This window comes from Microbulbifer aggregans (assembly GCF_020524005.1).
GTDB classification, from domain to species: Bacteria; Pseudomonadota; Gammaproteobacteria; order Pseudomonadales; family Cellvibrionaceae; genus Microbulbifer; species Microbulbifer aggregans_A.
The window spans coordinates 50,778-71,547 of the sequence record NZ_JAIVKK010000005.1 but is presented as its reverse complement, the minus strand read 5'-3'; the positions used below and the strand labels follow the sequence as shown (position 1 = coordinate 71,547).

The following is a 20,770-nucleotide window of genomic DNA, read 5'->3' as shown; positions in this document are numbered from 1 at the left end:
AGGGGGAGCGCAAGCAAAAGCCGGTGAGGATGAGGGGCAGTGCGCATTGCGCGCGCGCCCCTCATTTTGGGGGTGACGGTAGTAAATTGCGCGCTTGGTCAGCGCCACTGCCGCTTCAGTTGCCTGAGTGCATCGGAGTGCAGTTGTCGAGCCCGCTCCTGGCTGAGACCCAATTGCTCGCCGATAACACGGAAGGAGCAGTCGCGGTCTGAAATCAAACCATAGCGAAGGCTCAGGACCGTGCGCTGCCGCGGCGGCAGTTTGGCGACCGCTTCCCGCAGGCGCTCGGCCAGTTCCTGGTTTGAAACCAGTTCATCGGTATTGAACAGTTCGTTGGCTGGCGCATAGTCCAGGCGAGTACTGCTCTGGTCGTCGGAGATAGGGTCGTCCAGCGAGCCGGTGGGCCCGGGCAATTTCAAAAGGTTTTGCACCCGCTCCAGATCCAGGCCTGTTTGCCTGGCAATGTTTTCATCAGACGCCGGCAGACCTTCCGCGCGTACCTGATTGATGGCGCGGTAGATATTGCGCAGGTCATCCTGAACGTTGGCCGGTTGCCGTACCAGATCGTCATTGCGGCGCAGCGTGAGTTGGATTTCCTGCTGTATCCACCAATAGGCGTAGGTGGAAAAACGGTAACCCATTTGTGGCTTGAAGCGCTCAATTGCCTTCATCAGACCGACGTTGCCCTCCTGTATCAGGTCGATAAAAGGTACTGACGGGTTGCGGAAGCGCTTGGCGATGGCTATCACGAGCCTCAGGTTGCACTGAATCAGGCGTTTGCGTTGGGCTCTGAAGCGCTTCATCAGGCTTTGCAGTGAGCTGCGGTCGCGCCGGGAAATCTTGTCTCCCGCCAGTAATTCCTCGGCTTTCGCGATAATCAAACCGTGATCGTAGGCGCCGGTACTCCCTCGCTGCTCCACGCCTTCACTGCGAAGGTCCACCAGCGTGACGCCCCGTTTCTGCAGCAGGGCAATGATTTTGTCCTCCAGTTCCCGCAGCAGGCAGGTTGTCGTGTGTTCTTCCTCTGGAGTGAGCAGATCCAGTCGGTAGAGATGTTTCAGGTAGTTTTGCATCGGGGTGCCGACACTTTCACCCACGCTTTCTTCAGATGCAGTTACGTTGTCATCAGTACTGTCCGGTTCGGAAAACGCCGCTTCCGCGTCGTTTGGGGAATAGTCATCTCCGGAGAGGTTAGTGCTATTTTCCTTCAGCCATTCATCATCCCTTGAGTGAATATTGACTCGGGACAAGATTCTGAACCTTATGCTGTGGCTGAATGGTGCAGCGGTCCCGCGCCATGCAGCGTGCCGTAAGAAAACCGGCGTGATCCGTTCGCAGGATTATCGAATGGCGCGCAAAACGCCATGCGACACTCTGACTATAGTCGACGGTTGAAAGGCGCGCCGGGGCATTCCTGACTGCACAGTTCGGTATTTATGGGGTGCGGATGGGGATGCGGGTGGAGATGGAAATGGGAGTGCGGGGGGGTATTGTGCTGAGGCGAGAATCAGGGGGGTGGATGCCCCTGAGCCTGCTGGCCAGGGGCGGTAGGGGATCACTGGATCCGCTTGACCTTCACGGAGCGGCCCCCGCTCACTTTGCGCATATAAAATGCGCCCAGTACCCCGCGATCCAGCTCGATCTGCTCACCGCCTTTCCAGATCACCTTGGTGCTACCTGTCTGCCGCCAGATCTGGCCATTGTTCAGCACGAAGGTGTACTTCCCGTAAGCGCCTTTTTGCACGGAGCTGATGGTGGCGACGATGGATTCTGGAGCACCTTCGATCACTGTCTTCTGCTCCTGGCCGAATTGACTGATCGCGTGCTGTTTGAGGTTGTCGGCCAATTCGTCGTAACAGGACAGTCGTTTGGTGTCGTCGCTGTATTGTGTGCAGGTTTGCAGTTTGGATTTCAGCGTCTCTGCGGACGCGGAGGTGGCGCCAAGGGCCGCAATAGAAAGTAGTGCAAGTGCAGCGTATGGCAGTGGCCGGCAAAACAATTTCATCGAGAACTCCGGTAATGGCTTTTCCGGGATTTTGCCCCACCGGGTCCGCCTGAACAAATCAATTTGTGTGGCCGGTCACATACCTGCTGTTGGTGCCGTGGAACAATCGTTTCGCTGTTCGAACGAAAACAAACATAACATTCCACACAGTCAGGGGTTGGAAATGAAAAAGCTCATTATTCCCGCGCTCGCTATCGCTGCCATTGGCGGCTATTTTTACTACGTCAATCTTGAACCCGCTGCGCCAGAAAGCGCCGTGGCCACTGAAGTGGACGCGGCAATGGCGGAAGCTGAGGCTGCTGGCGCCGAAGTCGTCGAGTCTGCTGAAAGCGTGATGGCCGCCGCCGAGGGCGATGTTTTTGCCGATGTGCCTGAAGCCATGGAGGCTGCTGGGGAAGCCACCGATGAGGTTATGGAATCCGCCGCTGAAGTTGTTGAAGAAGCGATGGATGAAGTCGCTGAGGCGGCGGAAGAAATCGATCACGCTGATGAATAAGGCTTTTTGCGAAAGGTGACAAGCGTAAAAAATAAAGCCCGGGTTTACCCCGGGCTTTTTTATTATGGTCAGGCAAGTGCACTGTAACTTTGGTAATTCGAGTCTATCGGTTATTGCGCGGCCTTTACGTTTTGCAGTGCTCGTCGCAAAAATCCACTGGCATCGCCAAGTGCCTTTTCTGATGCCTGCCTGTCCAGCCCGCTGAGAATGACCATGATTGCCAGCTTGGCGTTTTGGTCGCAGTCATTCAAAACCTGATCCGCTTCTTCATAAGTGATGCCGGTTGCCTCCATTACGATTCGGCGGGTGCGTCCAATCAGCTTTTTGTTGGTGGCTTTAACATCCACCATCAGGTTGTAAAAACTCTTGCCCAGGCGAATCATGCTCGCTGTTGTGATCATATTGAGCACCAGCTTTTGCGCGGTCCCGGCTTTCATGCGGGTGGAGCCAGTCAGTATTTCCGGGCCAACTTCTGGCAGGATGGAAATCTCAGCTTCGTTGGCTATCGCGGCGGTTTTGTTGCAGGCGAGTGCGACGGTCTTGCAGCCGATGCGGCGTGCGTATTGCAGTCCGCCAACGACATAGGGTGTACGTCCACTGGCTGCTATTCCGACCACGGTATCGTTGCTGGTGAGATGCAGGGATTTGAGGTCGGCCTTGCCTTGCTCCGGATCATCTTCGGCGCCTTCAATAGCTCGGTGAACAGCGTTTTCGCCGCCGGCGATGAGTGGGATCACCATGCCTTCTGGTACTCCATAGGTTGGCGGGCACTCCACGGCGTCCAGAAGGCCGATGCGACCACTGGTGCCTGCACCCAGGTAGATTAGCCGGCCACCCTGCTGGAACGACTGAACAGCAGCCTCCACGGCCTCGGCGATGGCTGGCAGTACCTCGCGCACAGCGGCGGGTACCTGCGCATCGGCATCATTGATCTTTTCCAGTATGTCCTTTACCGGCAGCAGGTCGATATCCAGGCTGTCGGGGTTGCGGGCTTCGCTGGTGAGCGAGCCGAGCTCGTCCAGAAGTCTATTTTTCATATCCCCCTCGCCATTGGGCCCATCATCGCGCTATTTCAGCACTTCGGGAGAATCAGGATTTCCGATTTTAATCCCGCGGAGGTTGCTATTCACAGTGGGAGTTGGCGGAGTATAGTTGGGTGAAATAACGGAGAGTCGGCTGAGAAGAAATGGATCTGAATCAGGTTACGTTGCCGGTACGGGATATGGCACTGGCGACGGCGTTTTATCGGCGTTTGGGGTTTCTGCAAATCGTGGATACACCTCATTATGCGCGCTTCGAGTGTTCCCCGGGCGGTGCCAGTTTTTCTTTGGCGTTGGACGATTCGGACTTTCGCAATGGCGCGGTGATTTATTTCGAGTGCGAAGACCTTGATCAGCGCGTAGCGGTTTTGCAGGAGAAGGGCGTTGAATTTTCCCGGTTGCCGGAAGATATGCGCTGGTTGTGGCGCGAGGCCGTGTTGTACGACCCCAGTGGTAACAAAATCAAATTGTATTGGGCGGGAGAGAACCGGCTCAACCCGCCCTGGCGTGTGACGTTATCCGAATCGCCCGGCGTTACCCCTGAGCGTTGAACTGTCGGCCGTTCACGCCAATGCTGTCGTCACCCATCAGGTAGAGGTATGTGGGCATGATATCGGCGGGTGCGGCGACCGATTTCGGATCTTCGGCTGGGTAAGCGGTTGCCCGCATGTTGGTGCGAGTGGCGCCGGGATTGATGCTGTTGACGCGGATATTGGACACGCCGTCGACCTCATCCGCCAACACCTGCATCAACCCTTCGGTGGCAAATTTGGAAGCGGCATAGGCGCCCCAGTAAGCGCGCCCCTTCAGGCCTACGCCGGAGCCGGTAAAGATAATCGAGCCGGCCGCAGACTGCTCCAACAGGGGCAGCATCGCCTTGGTGAGCCCGAATGCGGCGTTCACATTGACCTGCATGACCTGTTGCCAGGTGGCGAAGTGGTAATTGGCGATAGGAGTGCGCTGCCCCAGCAGGCTGGCGTTATGCAGTAATCCATCGAGGCGCCCGAACTCCTGATCAACCCCCTGGGCAAGGTACTCGAATTCTTCCCAGCGGGCGCCCGACAGGTCTACGGGCAGGATTGCGGGCTTGGCGCCTCCGGCGGCCTCGATTTCGTCGTACACCGCCTCCAGTTTGGCGGTTGTGCGGCCGAGCAAAATGACCGTGGCGCCGTGTGCCGCATAGGTTTTTGCGGCTTCGCGGCCGATGCCGTCGCCCGCGCCAGTCACGAGGATGATTTTTTCTTTCAGTAGGTCCGCACGGGCGGTGTAATCAGTGACGGTTTCAGACATGGATTCCGTGTCTCGCTAAATCGAAAAAGGTTGTGTTTGGTCGGCAGTGCTCAGCTTTTCAGGTAGTGCTGCTGCAGCAGTGGCCAGATTTCGCCGGCATCGTGTACCAGGTGGTCGGCATTCCAGCTGGCGGGGTCGTCATCGCTGTCGATGTAACCGTAACTGCACGCAATCGTCGGCATCCCGGCGGCGCGGCCAGCCATGATGTCGCGTTCGTGATCGCCCACATAGATGGCTTCCCCGGGCTGGCAGCCGATACGGTTGCAGGCCAGCAGGATAGGCTCCGGATCCGGTTTGCGATTGGTAACGTCATCAGGGCAGATGATCGCGCCGGGGGTTGGCAGGTGCGCGAAGGAGCGCATCAGCGGAATGGTGTAGGCCGAAGGTTTGTTGGTGACCACGCCCCAGGCAATCCCGATATCCGCCAGCTGATTGAGCAGCAGTTCGATGCCCGGGAAGGGGACGGTATGGTGAGCCAGGTGGGCCAGGTAGAGGTCGAGCAGGCGTTGACGCAGGTCGTCGAAGCCGGATTCACCTTCGTCCACCCCAAAGCCGAGCCGCACCATGGCGCGCGCGCCATTGGAGACCACTTCGCGAATGGTGGTATCTGCCAGGGGCGGCAGCTGTTCCTGCTCACGCAGCTGATTAAGCACCACCACGAAATCCGGGGCGGTGTCGAACAGGGTGCCGTCTAAGTCGAAAAGTACTGCTTTCATATCGGGATACATCGGATTTTATTGTGCCCGCGTCGTTATTCCGCGGGTTTGGTGGCATGCATTAGGTAATTTACGTCCACATCCCGCGGATTGAGCTTGTAGCTGCGGGTAAGTGGATTGTAGGTCATGCCAGTGATATCCCGGGTCTGCAGGCCGGCTTCTCTCGCCCAGCCGCCAAGCTCCGAGGGGCGGATGAACTTGCCGTATTCGTGGGTGCCTTTGGGCAGCATACGGAGCACGTATTCTGCGCCAACCACCGCGAACAGCCAGCCTTTGGGGGTGCGGTTGATGGTGGAAAAGAATATATGGCCGCCGGGTTTGGCGAGTTTGGTGCAGGCGCGGATTACTGAGGCCGGGTCGGGTACGTGTTCCAGCATTTCCAGGCAGGTGACAATGTCGTAGGTGCCGGCTTCCGCTTCGGCGAGTTCTTCCGCCGGGATCTTGCGGTAATCAATGCTGATACCGGATTCCAGGGCGTGCAATTTGGCCACGTTCAGTGGGGCCTCGCCCATATCGATTCCGGTGACCTGTGCGCCGCGCTGGGCCATGGCTTCAGCGAGAATGCCGCCGCCACAGCCGACGTCGAGCACTTTTTTACCGGCAACCGGGGCGCGCTGGTCGATATAATTGGCGCGCAGTGGGTTGATTTCATGCAGTGGCTTGAATTCACCCTGCTGGTCCCACCAGCGGCTGGCGAGTTGTTCAAATTTGGCGATTTCCGCCGGATCTACGTTGGTCATCTTGCCTTGTCTTATCTCCAGGAGGGGGGCTCGCCCGCCTCGAGTAGCGCTGACGGTCCCGGAAACGGTTGCCGGGATCGCCACCTTCAATTCTGAACGCGAACCTTCGCGAGAAGTTTCCTGCGCCCGTACTATTTTACGAGACCGGCGATTCTATCACGCCACGTGCAGGCGCGTTGTCGCACTTCTTCTTCATTTAGGGTTGTGAGTTTTCGGTCCCTCAGCAGCTGCTTTCCTGCGACCCACACGTTGCGCACATGGTGCCCATTCGCTGTGTAAATCAGTTGTGAGAGTGGGTCGTGCAGGGGCTGTTGCTCCAGTTCACCGAGGTCGATGGCGCACAGGTCGGCGGCCTTGCCGACTTCGATGCTGCCGGTTACGTCGTCGATCCCCAGGGCGCGGGCGCCGTTGATGGTGGCCATGGCGAGGGCCTGGTGAGCGGGGAGGGCGTCGGCTTTACCGGAGACGGCTTTGGCGAGGAGGGCGGCGGTGTTGGTTTCCAGCAGCATGTCCAGCCCGTTGTTACTGGCTGCGCCATCGGTACCGATGGATACATTGATGCCCGCTTCCACGAGCCTGGCGACCGGGCTGAAGCCGGAGGCCAGTTTGAGATTGGAGCGTGGGCAGTGGGCGATGTGGGCGCCGGTTTTCTGCAGCAGGGCAATATCGCTATCGTCCAGTGCAGTCATATGGACACACAGCATTTGTGGCGAGAGCAGGCCGAGCCGGTGCAGGCGCTCGATCGGGCGAATGCCGGTTTCGGCTGCGGCGCTATCTACTTCGCCGGCGGTTTCATGCAGGTGCATCTGCACGGGCATTTGAAGCTCGTCGGCGTAAATCGCGATTTTCTTCAGGGTTTCATCGCCCACGGTATAGGGGGCGTGTGGTGCGAAGGCGAGGCCGATACGGTGGTGGGAGCGGTAGTCGTCGCGCAGGGCGAGGCCCTTGTCGATGGCATCGTCCCCGTTTCTGGACCAGGGGTTGGGAAAGTCGATGATGGGGAATGCGATTTGGGCGCGCATTCCGGCATCGCGGGCCGCGGCTGCGGCTGCTTCCGGAAAGAAGTACTGATCTGCGAAGGTGGTCGTGCCGCTCCGGAGCATCTCTGCCATTGCCAGGCGTGTGCCGTCTGCAACGAACTCTGGGCTGACCCACTGCTGTTCGGCGGGCCAGATGTGTTTTTCCAGCCAGGTCATCAGGGGATGGTCGTCAGCGTAACCCCGGAGGAGGCTCATGGCAGCGTGGTTATGGGTGTTGATCAGTCCGGGGATGATCAGTTGTTCCCCCAGGTTCACCTCTTCTCTGGCGGAAAAACGATTGCGGGCTTCACGCTGGGGCAGTATGGCGAGGATTTTGCCGTCGTTGATGGCCAGGGCGCAGTGTTCATACACGCGTTGTTCCGGAATCACCGGGATGATCCAGCGCGCATGCAGCAGTGTGTCGACTGGTTGTTTTTTCGACGATTGGTCGGTGGGGTGCGAATTGCTGGTGGTTGCCATTGTTCGATTTTTGTTCCGGGGGAAAGTCGCAGACTTTAGCGGTGAGACGAGGCGTGAACAAGTCTGTATAAGTCGTCCTACAGCGCGCCAAGTGTGGTAGAATCGCCCGCTTGTTTGGGGCTATGACCAGTTAGCCCCACTTATTTCCCAGCCTGGTTCCCAACAATAACCCGATGTCGGGAGGGGCGCCTAGGGGCCGAATAGGCTGGCGGCGTTAACGATAAGGAATGCCTGAGAATATGGGCGAACTAGCCAAAGAAATTTCTCCGATCAATATCGAGGAAGAGCTGAAGCAGTCCTACCTCGATTATGCGATGAGCGTGATTGTAGGGCGTGCGCTGCCGGATGTGCGCGACGGCCTGAAGCCGGTGCACCGCCGGGTGCTCTTCGCCATGAACGAGCTGAAGAACGACTGGAATAAGCCGTACAAAAAATCTGCCCGTGTGGTGGGTGACGTAATCGGTAAATACCACCCGCACGGCGACAGCGCGGTATATGACACTATCGTGCGTATGGCGCAGCCATTCTCGCTGCGCTACATGCTGGTGGATGGCCAGGGTAACTTCGGCTCCATCGACGGTGACAGTGCGGCAGCGATGCGTTACACCGAAATCCGCATGGACAAACTCGCCCACGAGTTGCTGTCGGATCTGGATAAAGAAACCGTCAATTTCATCGACAACTACGATGGCTCCGAGCAGATGCCGGAAGTGTTGCCGTCGCGGGTGCCGAACCTGCTGGTAAACGGTTCCTCCGGTATTGCTGTGGGCATGGCCACCAATATCCCGCCTCACAACCTGAGTGAGGTGGTGCGTGGCTGTCTGGCGCTGATCGATAACAGCGAGTTGTCGATCGACGACCTGATGGAATATATCCCTGGTCCCGATTTCCCCACGGGCGCGATCATTAATGGTCGCGCCGGTATCCTGATGGCCTACCGCACCGGTCGTGGTCGTATCTATATCCGTGCCAAGGCGGAAGTGGTGCGCGATGACAAGACCAATCGCGAAACCATCATCATCCACGAGATTCCCTATCAGCTGAACAAGGCGCGCCTGATTGAGCGTATTGCCGAGCTGGTAAAAGAGAAGAAGATCGAGGGTATCTCCGAGCTGCGTGACGAGTCGGATAAAGACGGCTTGCGTGTCGTGATCGAGCTCAAGCGCGGCGAGTTGGGCGATGTTGTCCTGAACAACCTGTATTCCCAGACCCAGCTGGAAAGCGTGTTTGGTATCAATATGGTGGCGCTGGTTGATGGCCAGCCCAAATTGTTGAATCTCAAGCAGCTGCTGGAATACTTCATTCGCCACCGCCAGGAAGTGGTCACCCGCCGTACGGTGTACTTGCTGCGCAAGGCGCGTGAGCGTGGACATATCCTGGAAGGCCTGGCGATCGCCATCTCCAATATCGACCCGGTGATCGAGTTGATCAAGGCGTCCGCAACCCCTGCCGAAGCGCGCGAAGCGCTGCTGGCCAAAGGTTGGCCGGTGGGAGAGGTGGAGCAGTTCCTGGAGCGCGCGGGTGCCGATGCTTGCCGCCCGGACGATCTGCCGGAAGAATTCGGCCTGCGCGACGGTAGTTATTATCTGTCGCCGGCCCAGGCTCAGGCCATCCTCGAGTTGCGCCTGCACCGTCTGACCGGTATGGAGCACGACAAGCTGCTGGCGGAATACAGTGAGCGCCTGGAGCAGATTGCCGAGTACCTGGAGATCCTGGGTAGTCCGGAACGCCTGATGCAGGTGATTCGCGAAGAGCTGGAAGTGCTGGAAAAAGAGTATGGTGACGAGCGCCGTACCGAAATCGTTGCTTCCCGTCAGGATCTGTCAGTAGAAGACCTGATCACGCCGGAAGATAAAGTGGTAACAATTTCCCACGGCGGCTACGCGAAGAGTCAGCCGCTGGCGGACTATCAGGCCCAGCGCCGTGGCGGTATGGGCAAGTCTGCCACCCAGGTGAAAGACGAGGACTTCGTTGAGCACCTGTTGATTGCCAATTCGCACGACACCATTCTCTGTTTCTCAAACAGGGGTAAGGTGTACTGGCTCAAAGTTTATGAAGTGCCGACGGCGGGTCGCGCCTCCCGTGGTCGTCCAATGGTCAACATGCTGCCGCTTGAAGATGATGAGCGTATCAGCAGCCTGATGCCAGTTTCTGAGTACGAAGAAAATCAGTTTATTTTCTTCGCCACCGCAAATGGTACTGTTAAGAAAACACCGCTTACCGCGTTCTCGCGCCCGCGCAGTGTTGGATTGCGTGCGATTGAGCTGGATGAGGAAGATCGTCTGGTGGCGACGGCGATTACTGACGGCAGTCGCGATGTCCTGCTGCTGACCAGTGCTGGTAAGGCGGCGCGCTTCGCTGAAGAGAATGTCCGCTCCATGGGGCGTGTGTCTCGCGGTGTGCGCGGTATTCGTATGGCGGAAGGCGTGTCTGTGATCGCCATGGTGATTCCGGAAGAGGGTGGCTCCGTGATGATGGCCACCGAAAATGGTTACGGCAAGCGCACGGCAACTTCGGACTTCCCGACCAAAGGTCGCGGCACCCAGGGTGTCATTGCCATCGCGGAAAGCGAGCGTAATGGGGCGCTGGTGGGTGCCTGTCAGGTTCACCCCGGCGAGGAAATCATGCTGATTTCTGATCAGGGAACCCTGGTGCGTACGCGGGTGGATGAGGTCTCCGTGCTGGGTCGCAACACCCAGGGTGTCCGGGTTATCCGCCTTAAAGACGGTGAAAACCTGGTCGGTCTCGCGCGTATTGAGGAAAGTGAGGGCGAGGATGGTGAAGGTGGCGACGAAGGCGCTGCCGCCGGAGACGGCGCTGCTGAGGAGTGATTCCTGAACTGTGTAACTCAAAAAAGGCTGCGAACATTCGCGGCCTTTTTTGACTTTGTTGCATGGGAAACTGTTTGGGTGAAAGTTCTGTAATCGACCGCTAGTGATTTGGGGTTGGGGGCTTTCGCTTTGTGCTTGTATTGAAAAGTTTTAGTTCAAATCTGTTTTCTTCTGTGGAATTGAGTCAATGAGGAAGTTTAATTTCTGTGCGGGTCCTGCGGCGTTGCCGGAGCCGGTGTTGCGGCAGGCGCAGGAAGAGCTGCTGGACTGGCAGGGATTGGGTTGTTCGGTGATGGAGGTTAGTCACCGGTCGCCGGAATACACGGTTGTGGCAGAGCAGGCGGAGCAGGATCTGCGGGACTTGCTGAGCATTCCGGACAACTACAAAGTGCTGTTTTTGCAAGGTGGTGCTACGGCCCAGTTCAGCGCTGTGCCCTGGAACCTGTTTGGTGCGGGCAGTAAGAAGGCGGATTACATTCACACCGGGCAGTGGGCGGCAAAGGCCATTGGCGAGGCGCGCCGTTATGGTGAGGTGAACGTTGTGGCTTCATCGGAAGACCGCAATTTCTCCTATGCACCGGCGGCGGACGCGTGGGTGGAAAGTAGCGATGCCGCGTACTTTCATTACACGCCAAATGAAACCATTGGCGGGGTGGAATTTCCCTATATCCCGGAAGTGAAGGCGCCGTTGATCGCGGATATGTCCTCCAACATCCTGTCGCAGCCGATTCCGGTGGAGAAGTTTGGGTTTATTTATGCCGGTGCGCAAAAGAATATCGGCCCGTCCGGCATTGCCGTGGGCATTCTGCGCGACGACCTGCTGGATCGCGCCATACCGGAAATTCCGCGCAGCCTGAGCTGGAAAATCGCCGCGGAAGGGCACTCGATGGATAATACGCCGCCGACTTTTGCCTGGTATTTATCCGGGTTGGTGTTCAAGTGGTTGAAGGCGCAGGGTGGTGTCGATGCAATGGCGGCATTGAGTCTTCAGAAGTCGGCGCTGCTGTACGATTTCCTGGACAGCAGCGAATTTTTCTCAAGTCCGGTAGAGGTCTCCTGTCGCTCGCGTATGAATGTGCCGTTCGTGCTGGCGGACGAGAAGTTGGATAAGCAGTTTTTGCGTGAGACCGAAGAAGCTGGTCTGCTGAACCTCAAGGGGCATCGCTCCGTTGGTGGGATGCGTGCGTCGTTGTACAACGCGGTTCCGCTGGAGGCCGTTGAGGCTCTGGTGGCGTTTATGGCGGACTTCGAGCAGCGAAATGGATAGTCCGCGTCTGGCGGAAAAAAGATTGATCTAGGCGAGAGTTATGTCTGAAGAAAAGTCGAAGCAGAGCGAGCATTTGCTTGAGCTGCGCAATCGTATCGATCGTATCGACAGCGATATCGCACGGCTGATTTCCGAGCGCGCCAACTGCGCGCTGGAAGTGGCGGAAGTCAAAAAGAGCAATGGCGAAAATGCGCTGTACTATCGCCCCGAAAGGGAGGCGCAGGTGCTGCGCCGGGCGATGGAGCGAAACCCCGGGCCGCTGACCGATGAGGAAATGGCGCGCCTGTTCCGTGAAATCATGTCGGCGTGTCTGGCACTGGAAGAGCCGGTCAAGGTGGCGTATCTGGGGCCTGAGGGTACGTTTACCCAGCAGGCTGCGCTGAAGCATTTCGGCCAGTCGGCGGTTTCCAAGCCGCTGGCGGCGATTGATGAAGTGTTCCGCGAGGTGGAAGCGGGTGCGGTCAATTACGGCGTGGTGCCGGTTGAAAACTCCACTGAGGGGGTGGTGAACCACACGCTCGACAACTTCATGACCTCGAATCTGCAAATCTGTGGCGAAGTGGAGTTGCGCATTCATCAGCATCTGATGATTTCGGATATTACCCGCAAGGATGCAATTACCCGTATTTATTCCCATGCGCAGAGCCTGGCGCAGTGCCGCAAGTGGCTGGATTCTTACTACCCCAACGTAGAGCGCGTGGCGGTGGCGAGCAATGCGGAAGCGGCAAAGCGTGTTAAGGGCGAGTGGAATGCGGCGGCTATCGCGGGCGATATGGCGGCGGATCTTTACGGACTGAAGATTCTGAATGAGAAGATCGAAGACCGTCCGGATAACTCTACCCGCTTCCTGATCATTGGCTCGCAGGCGGTGCCGGTCAGTGGCGATGACAAAACCTCGCTGATGGTATCCATGCGCAATGAGCCGGGCGTATTGCACGATCTCCTGGAGCCGTTCCAGCGTCATAAGATCGACCTGACGCGTGTGGAAACCCGTCCGGCGCAGACCGGCAACTGGACCTACGTGTTCTTCATCGATTTTGTCGGTCACCGGGACAGTGAAAATGTGGCGGCCGCACTGAAAGAGGTGGGTGCCGGGGCTTCTGATATGAAGGTGCTGGGTTCTTACCCGCGCGGAGTGCTGTAGGAGTGGCGGATATGGGGCAGAACGGACTCGGCCGCCTGGTGATTGTTGGTATCGGGTTGATTGGTGGCAGTCTGGCGCTTGGTTTGAAGGCCGCTGGCGGTTGTCGTGAGGTTATCGGCGTCGCGCGTCGGGCTCAGACCTGTGAGCAGGCGGTGGCGCTGGGTATTGTGGATCGTGCGGTAACCGATATTGCTGAAATCCTGCCGGAGCTGGAGGCGGGCGATGTCATTTTTGTTGCGGTCCCAACGCTGGCGGTGGAGGGAGTGTTTGCGCAGCTGAAGGGCGCACTTGCGGAGGGTGTAACGGTTACCGATGGCGCCAGCGTCAAGGGTAGTGTGGTTGAAGCGGCCGCAAATGTGTGGGGTGAGGTACCGGCATTCCTGGTTCCCGGGCATCCCATCGCCGGTTCTGAGCAGAGTGGTGTCACCGCAGCCCGCGACGACCTGTATATTGCACATCGCATTATTCTTACGCCGCTGGAAAATACTGCCGATATGCACGTGCAGCGGGTGCGTAGTATGTGGGAAGCGGTGGGCGCCGAGGTGCTGTCCATGCCGGTGGCTGAGCACGATGAGGTGCTCGCGGCCACCAGTCATCTTCCCCATGTGATTGCGTTTGGGCTCGTGGATACCCTGGCGCACGATGCGGAGAATGAAAACATCTTCCGCTATGCTGCTGGCGGATTCCGGGATTTCACTCGCATTGCCTCCAGTGACCCGGTTATGTGGCGTGACATCATGCTCGCCAATCGGGACGCGATTCTGAAATCCATTGATCTCTATACCTCCAATCTGGGTTCGCTGCGCGATGCGATAGCCGGCGGCGACAGTGAACGTTTGATGGGGGTTTTTACCCGGGCCAAGGCGGCGCGGGATCACTTTACCAAGATGCTGGCTAAAAAAGCGTACACGGAAATTATGGAAGCGAAGGAAGTAACTTTTGTCGCCCAGCCGGGCGGCGCAGTAAAGGGTGATATGCGGGTGCCGGGGGACAAGTCCATGTCCCATCGCTCGATTATGCTGGGTTCCCTGGCAGAGGGTGTCACCGAAGTGGAAGGGTTTCTCGAGGGAGAGGATGCGCTGGCAACCCTGCAGGCCTTCCGGGATATGGGGGTAGTGATCGAGGGGCCGGTCAATGGCCGGGTAACGATTCACGGTGTCGGTATGCGCGGCCTTCAGGCGCCTCCCGGGCCTCTGTATGTGGGTAATTCCGGCACGTCCATGCGTTTGCTGGCCGGGCTGCTTGCCGGGCAGGATTTTGATAGTGAGTTGACCGGGGATGAATCCCTGTCCAAGCGCCCGATGAACCGCGTGGCGAATCCGCTGCGGGAAATGGGCGCTGAAGTTGAAGCTGGTGTAGATGGTCGTCCGCCGCTGAAAATTAAAGGTCGCAACAGCCTGAAGGCGATCGATTACGTCCTGCCCATGGCCAGTGCCCAGGTGAAATCCTGTGTCCTGCTGGCGGGGCTCTACGCCGATGGGGAAACCAGCACTACAGAGCCGGCGCCCACACGCGACCACACTGAGCGGATGCTGGCCGGCTTCGGTTATGATGTTCGCCGCAATGGCGCCCGCGCCTCGCTGACTGGTGGCGGCAAGCTGACCGCCTGTCATATCGATGTGCCGGCGGATATTTCATCGGCAACCTTCTTTATGGTGGCGGCGAGTATTGCGCCCGGTTCCGATGTGCTGCTGAAGCATGTGGGTATCAACCCCACCCGTGACGGAGCTATCAACATTCTGCGCGCCATGGGTGCAGACATTGCGCTGCAAAACCAGCGCGAAGTCGGCGGTGAGCCCGTCGCGGATATTCGTGTACGCTATGCGCCGCTGAAAGGCATCAAAGTGCCAGAAGACCAGGTGCCTCTGGCTATTGATGAGTTCCCGGCGATCTTTGTGGCGGCGGCCTGTGCGGAAGGTGAGACTGTGCTCACCGGTGCCGAAGAATTGCGGGTCAAGGAAAGTGACCGGATTCAGGCCATGGCCGATGGGTTGAAGATCCTCGGTATCGACGCCGAGCCGACCCCGGATGGTATCGCCATTCAGGGCAAGGGCGGTAAAGAGGGTGCAGCAGTGTTTGGTGGTGGTGAGGTGGATAGCCTGGGGGACCACCGGATTGCCATGTCATTTGCGGTGGCGGCGTTACGTGCAGATGCGGATATACGTATCAAGCACTGCGCCAATGTCGCTACCTCGTTCCCCAATTTCGCCGAGCTGGCCACCGGGGCAGGGATGAATCTGGAGGTGTGCTGAGCGCGCGCCCATCCTATACCGGACTGACTTATTGAAAATTAACTAAAAGCTGTATCGATTAGTTATGACTGAACTGACCAAAAATGCTCCCGTAGTCACCATAGATGGCCCCAGCGGCTCCGGCAAGGGCACTATCGCCAAGTTGCTGGCCGACCGCCTGGGATTTGCGCTGTTGGACTCCGGGGCGCTCTACCGCTTGACCGCATTGGCGGCGCTCAATGCCGGGGTGGATCTCGTGGATGAGGCGCGTGTGGCCGATATCGCCGCTAACCTGGATATCCGCTTTGCCATTGCAGATGGTGAGGTGAGTGCGGTGTTGGGCGGCGTAGATGTGAGTCGCGATATCCGTATGGAGGAGGTCAGTATGGCGGCGTCCCGGGTTGCGGCCGTGCCTGCTGTGCGCGAGGCGTTGCTGCAGCGCCAGCGGGATTTTCGTGCGGCGCCGGGTCTCGTCGCGGACGGGCGCGATATGGGCACCACGGTGTTCCCGGACGCGCCGGTCAAAATCTTTCTGACCGCAAGCGCTGAAGAGCGCGCCCGCCGACGCTACGCTCAGTTGCAGGGCAGGGGCGTTTCTGTTAGCCTCCGCGACCTGCTGGAGGACATCCGCGCCCGGGACGACCGGGATATGAATCGCGCAGCCTCCCCTCTGGCCCCGGCGGAAGACGCTGTGGTGCTGGATAGTACGGACATCGATATAGAGGGTGTTCTACAAAAAGTGCTCGAACTGGTGCAGCAACGCGTTGTTTGAGCCCGGGAAGCAACAGGTTTCCACACAAAATTTTTAACAACAGCGGCCGGGGTCAGCCAGAATTGCCCGGCCGCTGTTGTAATTCGACCCGCGTGCTGGCAGCGCGGTGGGACTCTGACTGGCGGTTGACTAAACTACAAAGTTGCCATCGGTGGAGTCCATTTATATAGGTAATGTAATGAGCGAGAGCTTTGCTGAACTATTTGAAGAGAGCCTGAAAAGCGTTGAAATGGCACCGGGCGCCATCGTAACCGGTGTTGTTATCGACGTTGATAAAGACTGGGTAACCGTGCACGCGGGCCTGAAGTCTGAAGGCGTTATCCCTGCGGACCAGTTCAAGAACGACAAAGGTGAAGTGGAACTGCAGGTGGGCGACGAAGTACAGGTTGCCCTGGAAGCGGTAGAAGACGGTTTCGGTGAAACCCGTCTGTCCCGTGAAAAAGCCAAGCGCGCTGAAGCCTGGAAAATCCTCGACGCTGCACACGCTGCAGACGAAGTGGTTAAAGGTGTTATCAGTGGCAAGGTTAAAGGTGGCTTCACTGTTGACGTTGCCAACATCCGCGCGTTCCTGCCGGGTTCTCTGGTAGACGTACGTCCGGTTCGCGACACCGCGCACCTGGAAGGCAAAGAGCTCGACTTCAAAGTGATCAAGCTGGACGCCAAGCGCAACAACGTTGTTGTTTCCCGCCGTGCGGTTATGGAAGCAGCGAACAGCGAAGAGCGTGAAGCACTGCTGGCCAGCCTGCAAGAAGGTATGGCGATCAAGGGTATCGTGAAGAACCTGACCGACTACGGCGCGTTCGTAGATCTGGGCGGTATCGACGGCCTGCTGCACATCACCGATATGGCTTGGAAGCGCATCAAGCATCCGAGCGAGATCGTGAACGTTGGCGACGAGATCGAAGTAAAAGTACTGAAGTTCGACCGCGAGCGCAGCCGTGTATCCCTGGGCCTGAAGCAGCTGGGCGAAGATCCTTGGGTCTCCATCAAGCAGCGTTACCCGGAAAACAGCCGCGTGAAGGCTGTTGTAACCAACCTGACCGACTACGGCTGCTTCGCGGAGCTGGAAGAAGGTGTGGAAGGTCTGGTGCACGTTTCCGAAATGGATTGGACCAACAAGAACATTCACCCGTCCAAAGTTGTCAATGTTGGCGACGAGGTCGAGGTAATGATTCTGGATATCGACGAAGAGCGTCGTCGTATCTCCCTGGGCATCAAGCAGTGCCAGGAAAACCCGTGGGATGCCTTCGCGCGTAAATTCGCTAAAGGTGACAAAATCTCCGGTAAGATCAAGTCCATCACTGACTTCGGTATCTTCATCGGTCTGGACGGCAGCATCGACGGTCTGGTTCACCTGTCCGACATCTCCTGGAACGAAGCTGGCGAAGAAGCCGTGCGCAAGTTCAAGAAAGGTGACGAGCTGGAAACCGTTATCCTGGGTATCGACTCCGACCGCGAGCGTATCTCCCTGGGTATCAAGCAGCTGGAATCCGATCCGTTCTCTGATTACGTAACCAACAACGATCGCGGCAGCATCGTTATGGGTACCATCAAAGAAGTTGACGCCAAGCAGGCGATCATCACCCTGGCGGACGAAGTGGAAGGTGTTCTGCGCGCTTCCGAAATCAGCCGCGACAAGGTTGAAGATGCTCGCAACGCCCTGAAAGAAGGCGAAGAAGTAGAGACCAAGATCACCAGCGTGGATCGTAAGAACCGCGTGATCAGCCTCTCTATCAAGGCCAAAGATCAGGACGATGAGAAGCAAGCCATCAAGGATCACAGCAAGAAGCAGGCTGAACAAGTTCAGCCGGCTACTATCGGTGACCTGATCAAGGCGCAAATGAATAACAAAGACTAATAGTTCTTTGCTATTCCTGGCCTCAGCTTGATTGCTGAGGCCGCCCGAAAGCCGGACTGGGGTTGCCCAGTCCGGCTTTCTATTAGATGATTGCCGCTATTCCAGAATAATCAATGACTTAGAAAGGATTGCGGACTGCATGACCAAATCTGAACTGATCGAGAAGATTGCTCTGAGGTTGGATCAGCTGCCGGTAAAGGACGTGGAGCTGGCGGTAAAAGTCATGTTGGACACTATGTCGAGTGTCCTGGCAGAGGGGGAGCGGATCGAGATCCGTGGATTTGGCAGCTTTTCGCTGCATTACAGAGCGCCTCGTACCGGACGTAACCCCAAAACAGGGGATTCCGTTGAGCTTGCGGGCAAGTATGTGCCGCATTTCAAGCCGGGTAAGGAACTCAGGGACAGGGTAAACCAGCAGTTGAAGCGGGAATCACTGGAAAGTGCGTGATTGCCGGGCTGGTCGCAGTGGGCTAACACTGTAACGGATTATTGAATATTTACTCCTTCCGGGGTCGGAGGTTTTCTTGTCATTTTTGCGTTGGCTATCGCGCCTGCTATTCGGGCTGTTGGCCCTGCTGTGTATCGCGGTGGGTGTATATTTTGCCGTCGATAATCCCGAGACGATCTCGCCGCGCTTTGGCGGATATCAGCTGTTCTCCGGCAGTGTCGGGTTCTGGTTGATCGGTTTCCTGTTGCTTGGTGCATTGCTGGGGTTTCTTGCAAGCCTGTTGCCGTATTACACGGAGCGTCGTCGAGTGGGGCGTTTAGAGCGACAATTACTGCGCACTGAGCGGGAATTGCAGACCGTGCGCCGTCAGGTGTCCGGAGAGTAAATTGAGTGACCTGACGTTTTTCATCTTTATTTTTGCTGCCATCGCCATAGGCTGGTACCTGGGGCGCAAGAGCGGCAAAAAAAAGAGTGCGAGAAATGACCGAAGTCAGGCGCTGGCGCAGTCCTATGCGCAGGGTTTGAATTATCTTTTGAGTGAGCGTCAGGATGACGCGATCGAAAAGTTTATTGATGCGCTTGAGGTGAGCAGTGCCACCTTTGAAACACATCTGGCCCTCGGCAACCAATTGCGCAAGCGCGGCGAGCACGACCAGGCCATCAGGGTGCATCAGAATCTCCTGGCTCGTCCCAGTCTCAACCGTATCAGCCAGCAGAAGGCCCAGTTGGAGCTTGCGCGGGACTATATCGCCGCAGGTTGGCTGGATCGGGCTGAGCGGCTACTGCAGGAGCTGGTGGAAACGTCCAGCGAGCTGCGCAGTACGAGCCTGGAATATCTGGTAGAGGTCTACCGGGATGAGAGTGAGTGGGCCAAGGCGATTCACGCGGTCAATCTCCTTCATGGTCGTCGTTTCAAGAGGTTGTCCCCGGAATGGGCCCCGGTACAGGCGCATTTCTGCTGTGAGCTGGCAGAAGAGGCGATTAACAGCAAAGATTACCTGAGTGCGCGCAAGCACATCGATGCTGCGCTGAATTACGACCGCCATTCGGTGCGGGCGAATCTATTGCTCGGGAGGCTGGAGTACATTCTCGGTAAGCCTCGCGATGCCATTCGGGTGCTCGAGCGAGTGCCCAAACAGAATCCCGACTATATCCCCGAGATGCTTGAGCTGCTTATTACCTGCTATGAGGCGATAGGTGACGACAAGGGCTTGAGCGTTTATCTGGAAGCGCTGCTTAAAGAGCACCCGTCAAACAGCGTGTTGATCGCGCTGACCGGGCGCATACAAAAGCAGCAGGACGAAGCGGCTGCGGCAGCCTTTATGGGGCGCCAGTTGGCTATGCGGCCTTCGCTGCGTGGGCTGGGTTATTTTTTGAACCTGCACACGGATTCGGTGCAGGGCCGTGCGAAAGAAAATTTATTCCTGTTGAAAAGCCTGGTTGATCAATTGATCGCGAGCCGGCCGCACTACCGTTGTAGTAATTGCGGTTTTTCCGGTAACCAGTTGCACTGGCTTTGCCCGAGTTGCAAACACTGGGGCAGCGTCCGCTCTGTAAAGGGCGTGGAAGGTGAGTGATTTTCTCAGGGCGCCAAGTAAATTCAGAGGTTTCCATTGATAGAACAAGTAAATTCCCCGGTAATCGTTGCTCTGGACTATGACAACGCAGAGTCAGCCCTGGCGATGGCGTCCCGTTTGGACCCCAGTGTTTGCAGGGTAAAGGTCGGCAAGGAGTTGTTTACCATCGCGGGGCCTGAGCTGGTGCGCCAGTTGGTGGGGCAGGGCTTTCAGGTTTTTCTGGACCTGAAGTTTCACGATATCCCGAACACGGTTGCCAAGGCTGTCAAGGCGGCTGCGCAGCTGGGCGTATGGATGGTGAATGTTCATGCCGGCGGCGGCGAGCGTATGATGCGGGCGGCGGCGGAAGTGCTGGCGCCGCTTGGCGATCAGCGTCCATTGCTGATTGGTGTCACCGTATTGACCAGTACCGCGGAAGAAGAATTACCGGCGGTTGGTGTTGAGCGCCCGCTGCGTGAGCATGTGGTCTCTTTGGCAAAACTCGCGCAGGACAGCGGCCTGGATGGCGTCGTGTGTTCGGCGATGGAGGCTGAAACGCTGAAGCAGGCATGCGGAAAAGAATTTGCGCTGGTTACTCCCGGTATCCGCCCGGCGGGCTCTGCTGCCGATGATCAGCGCCGTATCGTCACACCGGTTGATGCGCTGAAGTCGGGTTCTGATTACCTGGTGATTGGAAGGCCGATCACCGGTGCCGAAGATCCGATGGTTGCGCTTAACAATATTGTTGCGGATATTGCGGCGAATACCTGATTTTTTGCATGGTACGGTTGCGCCAAGCATGTAACGGCATGTAAGCGCGCTCTTGGCGAGAGGGTGATAAAGTCTTCGGGCTTGGGGAAATTCGTGGTCCCAAGGG

At 57.5% G+C, this 20,770-nt stretch carries 19 protein-coding genes; 12 read left to right on the top strand and 7 right to left on the bottom strand.

Annotation, left to right across the window (positions count from 1 at the left end):
- Positions 1-98: 98 nt before the first annotated feature.
- Positions 99-1,250, bottom strand: a complete 1,152-nt coding sequence (locus LC093_RS10875) for an RNA polymerase sigma factor RpoD/SigA (RefSeq protein WP_226664813.1) — start codon at positions 1,248-1,250, stop codon at positions 99-101.
- Positions 1,251-1,555: 305 nt separating this feature from the next.
- Positions 1,556-2,005 (bottom strand): hypothetical protein, encoded by a 450-nt coding sequence (locus tag LC093_RS10870; RefSeq protein WP_226664812.1) that lies wholly within the window; start codon positions 2,003-2,005, stop codon positions 1,556-1,558.
- 163 nt (positions 2,006-2,168) lie between these two features.
- Here LC093_RS10870 and LC093_RS10865 point away from each other — a divergent pair, with 163 nt between their 5' ends.
- A complete protein-coding gene (locus tag LC093_RS10865; RefSeq protein ID WP_226664811.1) occupies positions 2,169-2,501 on the top strand; it encodes a hypothetical protein in 333 nt (110 codons plus the stop codon).
- A gap of 110 nt (positions 2,502-2,611) precedes the next feature.
- Here the strand turns inward: LC093_RS10865 and murQ are convergent, their stop codons facing one another.
- Entirely contained in the window at positions 2,612-3,538 is a 927-nt protein-coding gene (gene murQ / locus LC093_RS10860) for an N-acetylmuramic acid 6-phosphate etherase (RefSeq protein ID WP_226664810.1), read from the bottom strand.
- A gap of 149 nt (positions 3,539-3,687) precedes the next feature.
- On the opposite strand from murQ, the gene LC093_RS10855 reads away from it, so the two are divergent.
- The gene (locus LC093_RS10855; protein WP_226664809.1) at positions 3,688-4,092 is read left to right on the top strand and encodes a VOC family protein; all 405 of its coding nucleotides are present in this window, start codon (positions 3,688-3,690) and stop codon (positions 4,090-4,092) included.
- On the opposite strand, the gene LC093_RS10850 is transcribed toward LC093_RS10855, so the two are convergent.
- From LC093_RS10850 to LC093_RS10835, 4 genes are all read right to left on the bottom strand, one after another.
- Positions 4,076-4,831 (bottom strand): YciK family oxidoreductase, encoded by a 756-nt coding sequence (locus tag LC093_RS10850; RefSeq protein WP_226664808.1) that lies wholly within the window; start codon positions 4,829-4,831, stop codon positions 4,076-4,078. The genes LC093_RS10855 and LC093_RS10850 overlap by 17 nt on opposite strands.
- A gap of 50 nt (positions 4,832-4,881) precedes the next feature.
- Positions 4,882-5,547, bottom strand: a complete 666-nt coding sequence (locus tag LC093_RS10845; RefSeq protein WP_226664807.1) for an HAD family hydrolase — start codon at positions 5,545-5,547, stop codon at positions 4,882-4,884.
- A gap of 35 nt (positions 5,548-5,582) precedes the next feature.
- On the bottom strand, positions 5,583-6,287 hold the full coding sequence (gene ubiG / locus LC093_RS10840; RefSeq protein ID WP_226664806.1) for a bifunctional 2-polyprenyl-6-hydroxyphenol methylase/3-demethylubiquinol 3-O-methyltransferase UbiG: 705 nt from the start codon (positions 6,285-6,287) through the stop codon (positions 5,583-5,585).
- Between the two features lie 131 nt (positions 6,288-6,418).
- Positions 6,419-7,786, bottom strand: a complete 1,368-nt coding sequence (locus LC093_RS10835) for a TRZ/ATZ family hydrolase (protein ID WP_226664805.1) — start codon at positions 7,784-7,786, stop codon at positions 6,419-6,421.
- Between the two features lie 239 nt (positions 7,787-8,025).
- Between LC093_RS10835 and gyrA the strand changes: the two genes are divergently transcribed.
- The 10 genes from gyrA (at position 8,026) to pyrF (ending at position 20,664) form a co-directional block, all read left to right on the top strand.
- Positions 8,026-10,617: a DNA gyrase subunit A gene (gene gyrA / locus LC093_RS10830; RefSeq protein WP_226664804.1), complete on the top strand. Its 2,592-nt coding sequence runs from the start codon at positions 8,026-8,028 to the stop codon at positions 10,615-10,617.
- A gap of 187 nt (positions 10,618-10,804) precedes the next feature.
- Positions 10,805-11,884 carry a 3-phosphoserine/phosphohydroxythreonine transaminase gene (serC, locus tag LC093_RS10825; RefSeq protein WP_226664803.1) on the top strand — a complete coding sequence of 360 codons (1,080 nt, stop codon included), beginning with the start codon at positions 10,805-10,807 and terminating at the stop codon, positions 11,882-11,884.
- 40 nt (positions 11,885-11,924) lie between these two features.
- Positions 11,925-13,028, top strand: coding sequence for a prephenate dehydratase (gene pheA / locus LC093_RS10820; RefSeq protein WP_226664802.1), 1,104 nt, complete (start codon positions 11,925-11,927; stop codon positions 13,026-13,028).
- A gap of 11 nt (positions 13,029-13,039) precedes the next feature.
- Positions 13,040-15,280: a bifunctional prephenate dehydrogenase/3-phosphoshikimate 1-carboxyvinyltransferase gene (locus LC093_RS10815; protein WP_226664801.1), complete on the top strand. Its 2,241-nt coding sequence runs from the start codon at positions 13,040-13,042 to the stop codon at positions 15,278-15,280.
- A 73-nt stretch (positions 15,281-15,353) separates the two neighbouring features.
- Positions 15,354-16,031 (top strand): (d)CMP kinase, encoded by a 678-nt coding sequence (gene cmk / locus LC093_RS10810; protein WP_319004923.1) that lies wholly within the window; start codon positions 15,354-15,356, stop codon positions 16,029-16,031.
- Between the two features lie 178 nt (positions 16,032-16,209).
- A complete protein-coding gene (rpsA, locus tag LC093_RS10805) occupies positions 16,210-17,889 on the top strand; it encodes a 30S ribosomal protein S1 (RefSeq protein ID WP_226664799.1) in 1,680 nt (559 codons plus the stop codon).
- 139 nt (positions 17,890-18,028) lie between these two features.
- Complete coding sequence (ihfB, locus tag LC093_RS10800; RefSeq protein WP_226664798.1) at positions 18,029-18,337, top strand: integration host factor subunit beta; 309 nt, start codon at positions 18,029-18,031, stop codon at positions 18,335-18,337.
- A gap of 76 nt (positions 18,338-18,413) precedes the next feature.
- Positions 18,414-18,722 (top strand): lipopolysaccharide assembly protein LapA domain-containing protein, encoded by a 309-nt coding sequence (locus tag LC093_RS10795; protein WP_226664797.1) that lies wholly within the window; start codon positions 18,414-18,416, stop codon positions 18,720-18,722.
- A 1-nt stretch (position 18,723) separates the two neighbouring features.
- Complete coding sequence (lapB, locus tag LC093_RS10790) at positions 18,724-19,914, top strand: lipopolysaccharide assembly protein LapB (protein ID WP_226664796.1); 1,191 nt, start codon at positions 18,724-18,726, stop codon at positions 19,912-19,914.
- Positions 19,915-19,950: 36 nt separating this feature from the next.
- Positions 19,951-20,664, top strand: coding sequence for an orotidine-5'-phosphate decarboxylase (gene pyrF, locus LC093_RS10785; RefSeq protein ID WP_226664795.1), 714 nt, complete (start codon positions 19,951-19,953; stop codon positions 20,662-20,664).
- Positions 20,665-20,770: the final 106 nt, after the last annotated feature.

Excerpts from the sequence above, each read along its gene's own strand:
- LC093_RS10870 (WP_226664812.1), bottom strand. The coding sequence starts at position 2,005 with ATGAAATTGTTTTGCCGGCCACTGCCATACGCTGCACTTGCACTACTT.
- LC093_RS10865 (WP_226664811.1), top strand. The coding sequence starts at position 2,169 with ATGAAAAAGCTCATTATTCCCGCGCTCGCTATCGCTGCCATTGGCGGC.
- murQ (WP_226664810.1), bottom strand. The coding sequence starts at position 3,538 with ATGAAAAATAGACTTCTGGACGAGCTCGGCTCGCTCACCAGCGAAGCC.
- LC093_RS10855 (WP_226664809.1), top strand. The coding sequence starts at position 3,688 with ATGGATCTGAATCAGGTTACGTTGCCGGTACGGGATATGGCACTGGCG.
- LC093_RS10850 (WP_226664808.1), bottom strand. The coding sequence starts at position 4,831 with ATGTCTGAAACCGTCACTGATTACACCGCCCGTGCGGACCTACTGAAA.
- LC093_RS10845 (WP_226664807.1), bottom strand. The coding sequence starts at position 5,547 with ATGAAAGCAGTACTTTTCGACTTAGACGGCACCCTGTTCGACACCGCC.
- ubiG (WP_226664806.1), bottom strand. The coding sequence starts at position 6,287 with ATGACCAACGTAGATCCGGCGGAAATCGCCAAATTTGAACAACTCGCC.
- LC093_RS10835 (WP_226664805.1), bottom strand. The coding sequence starts at position 7,786 with ATGGCAACCACCAGCAATTCGCACCCCACCGACCAATCGTCGAAAAAA.
- gyrA (WP_226664804.1), top strand. The coding sequence starts at position 8,026 with ATGGGCGAACTAGCCAAAGAAATTTCTCCGATCAATATCGAGGAAGAG.
- serC (WP_226664803.1), top strand. The coding sequence starts at position 10,805 with ATGAGGAAGTTTAATTTCTGTGCGGGTCCTGCGGCGTTGCCGGAGCCG.
- pheA (WP_226664802.1), top strand. The coding sequence starts at position 11,925 with ATGTCTGAAGAAAAGTCGAAGCAGAGCGAGCATTTGCTTGAGCTGCGC.
- LC093_RS10815 (WP_226664801.1), top strand. The coding sequence starts at position 13,040 with ATGGGGCAGAACGGACTCGGCCGCCTGGTGATTGTTGGTATCGGGTTG.
- rpsA (WP_226664799.1), top strand. The coding sequence starts at position 16,210 with ATGAGCGAGAGCTTTGCTGAACTATTTGAAGAGAGCCTGAAAAGCGTT.
- ihfB (WP_226664798.1), top strand. The coding sequence starts at position 18,029 with ATGACCAAATCTGAACTGATCGAGAAGATTGCTCTGAGGTTGGATCAG.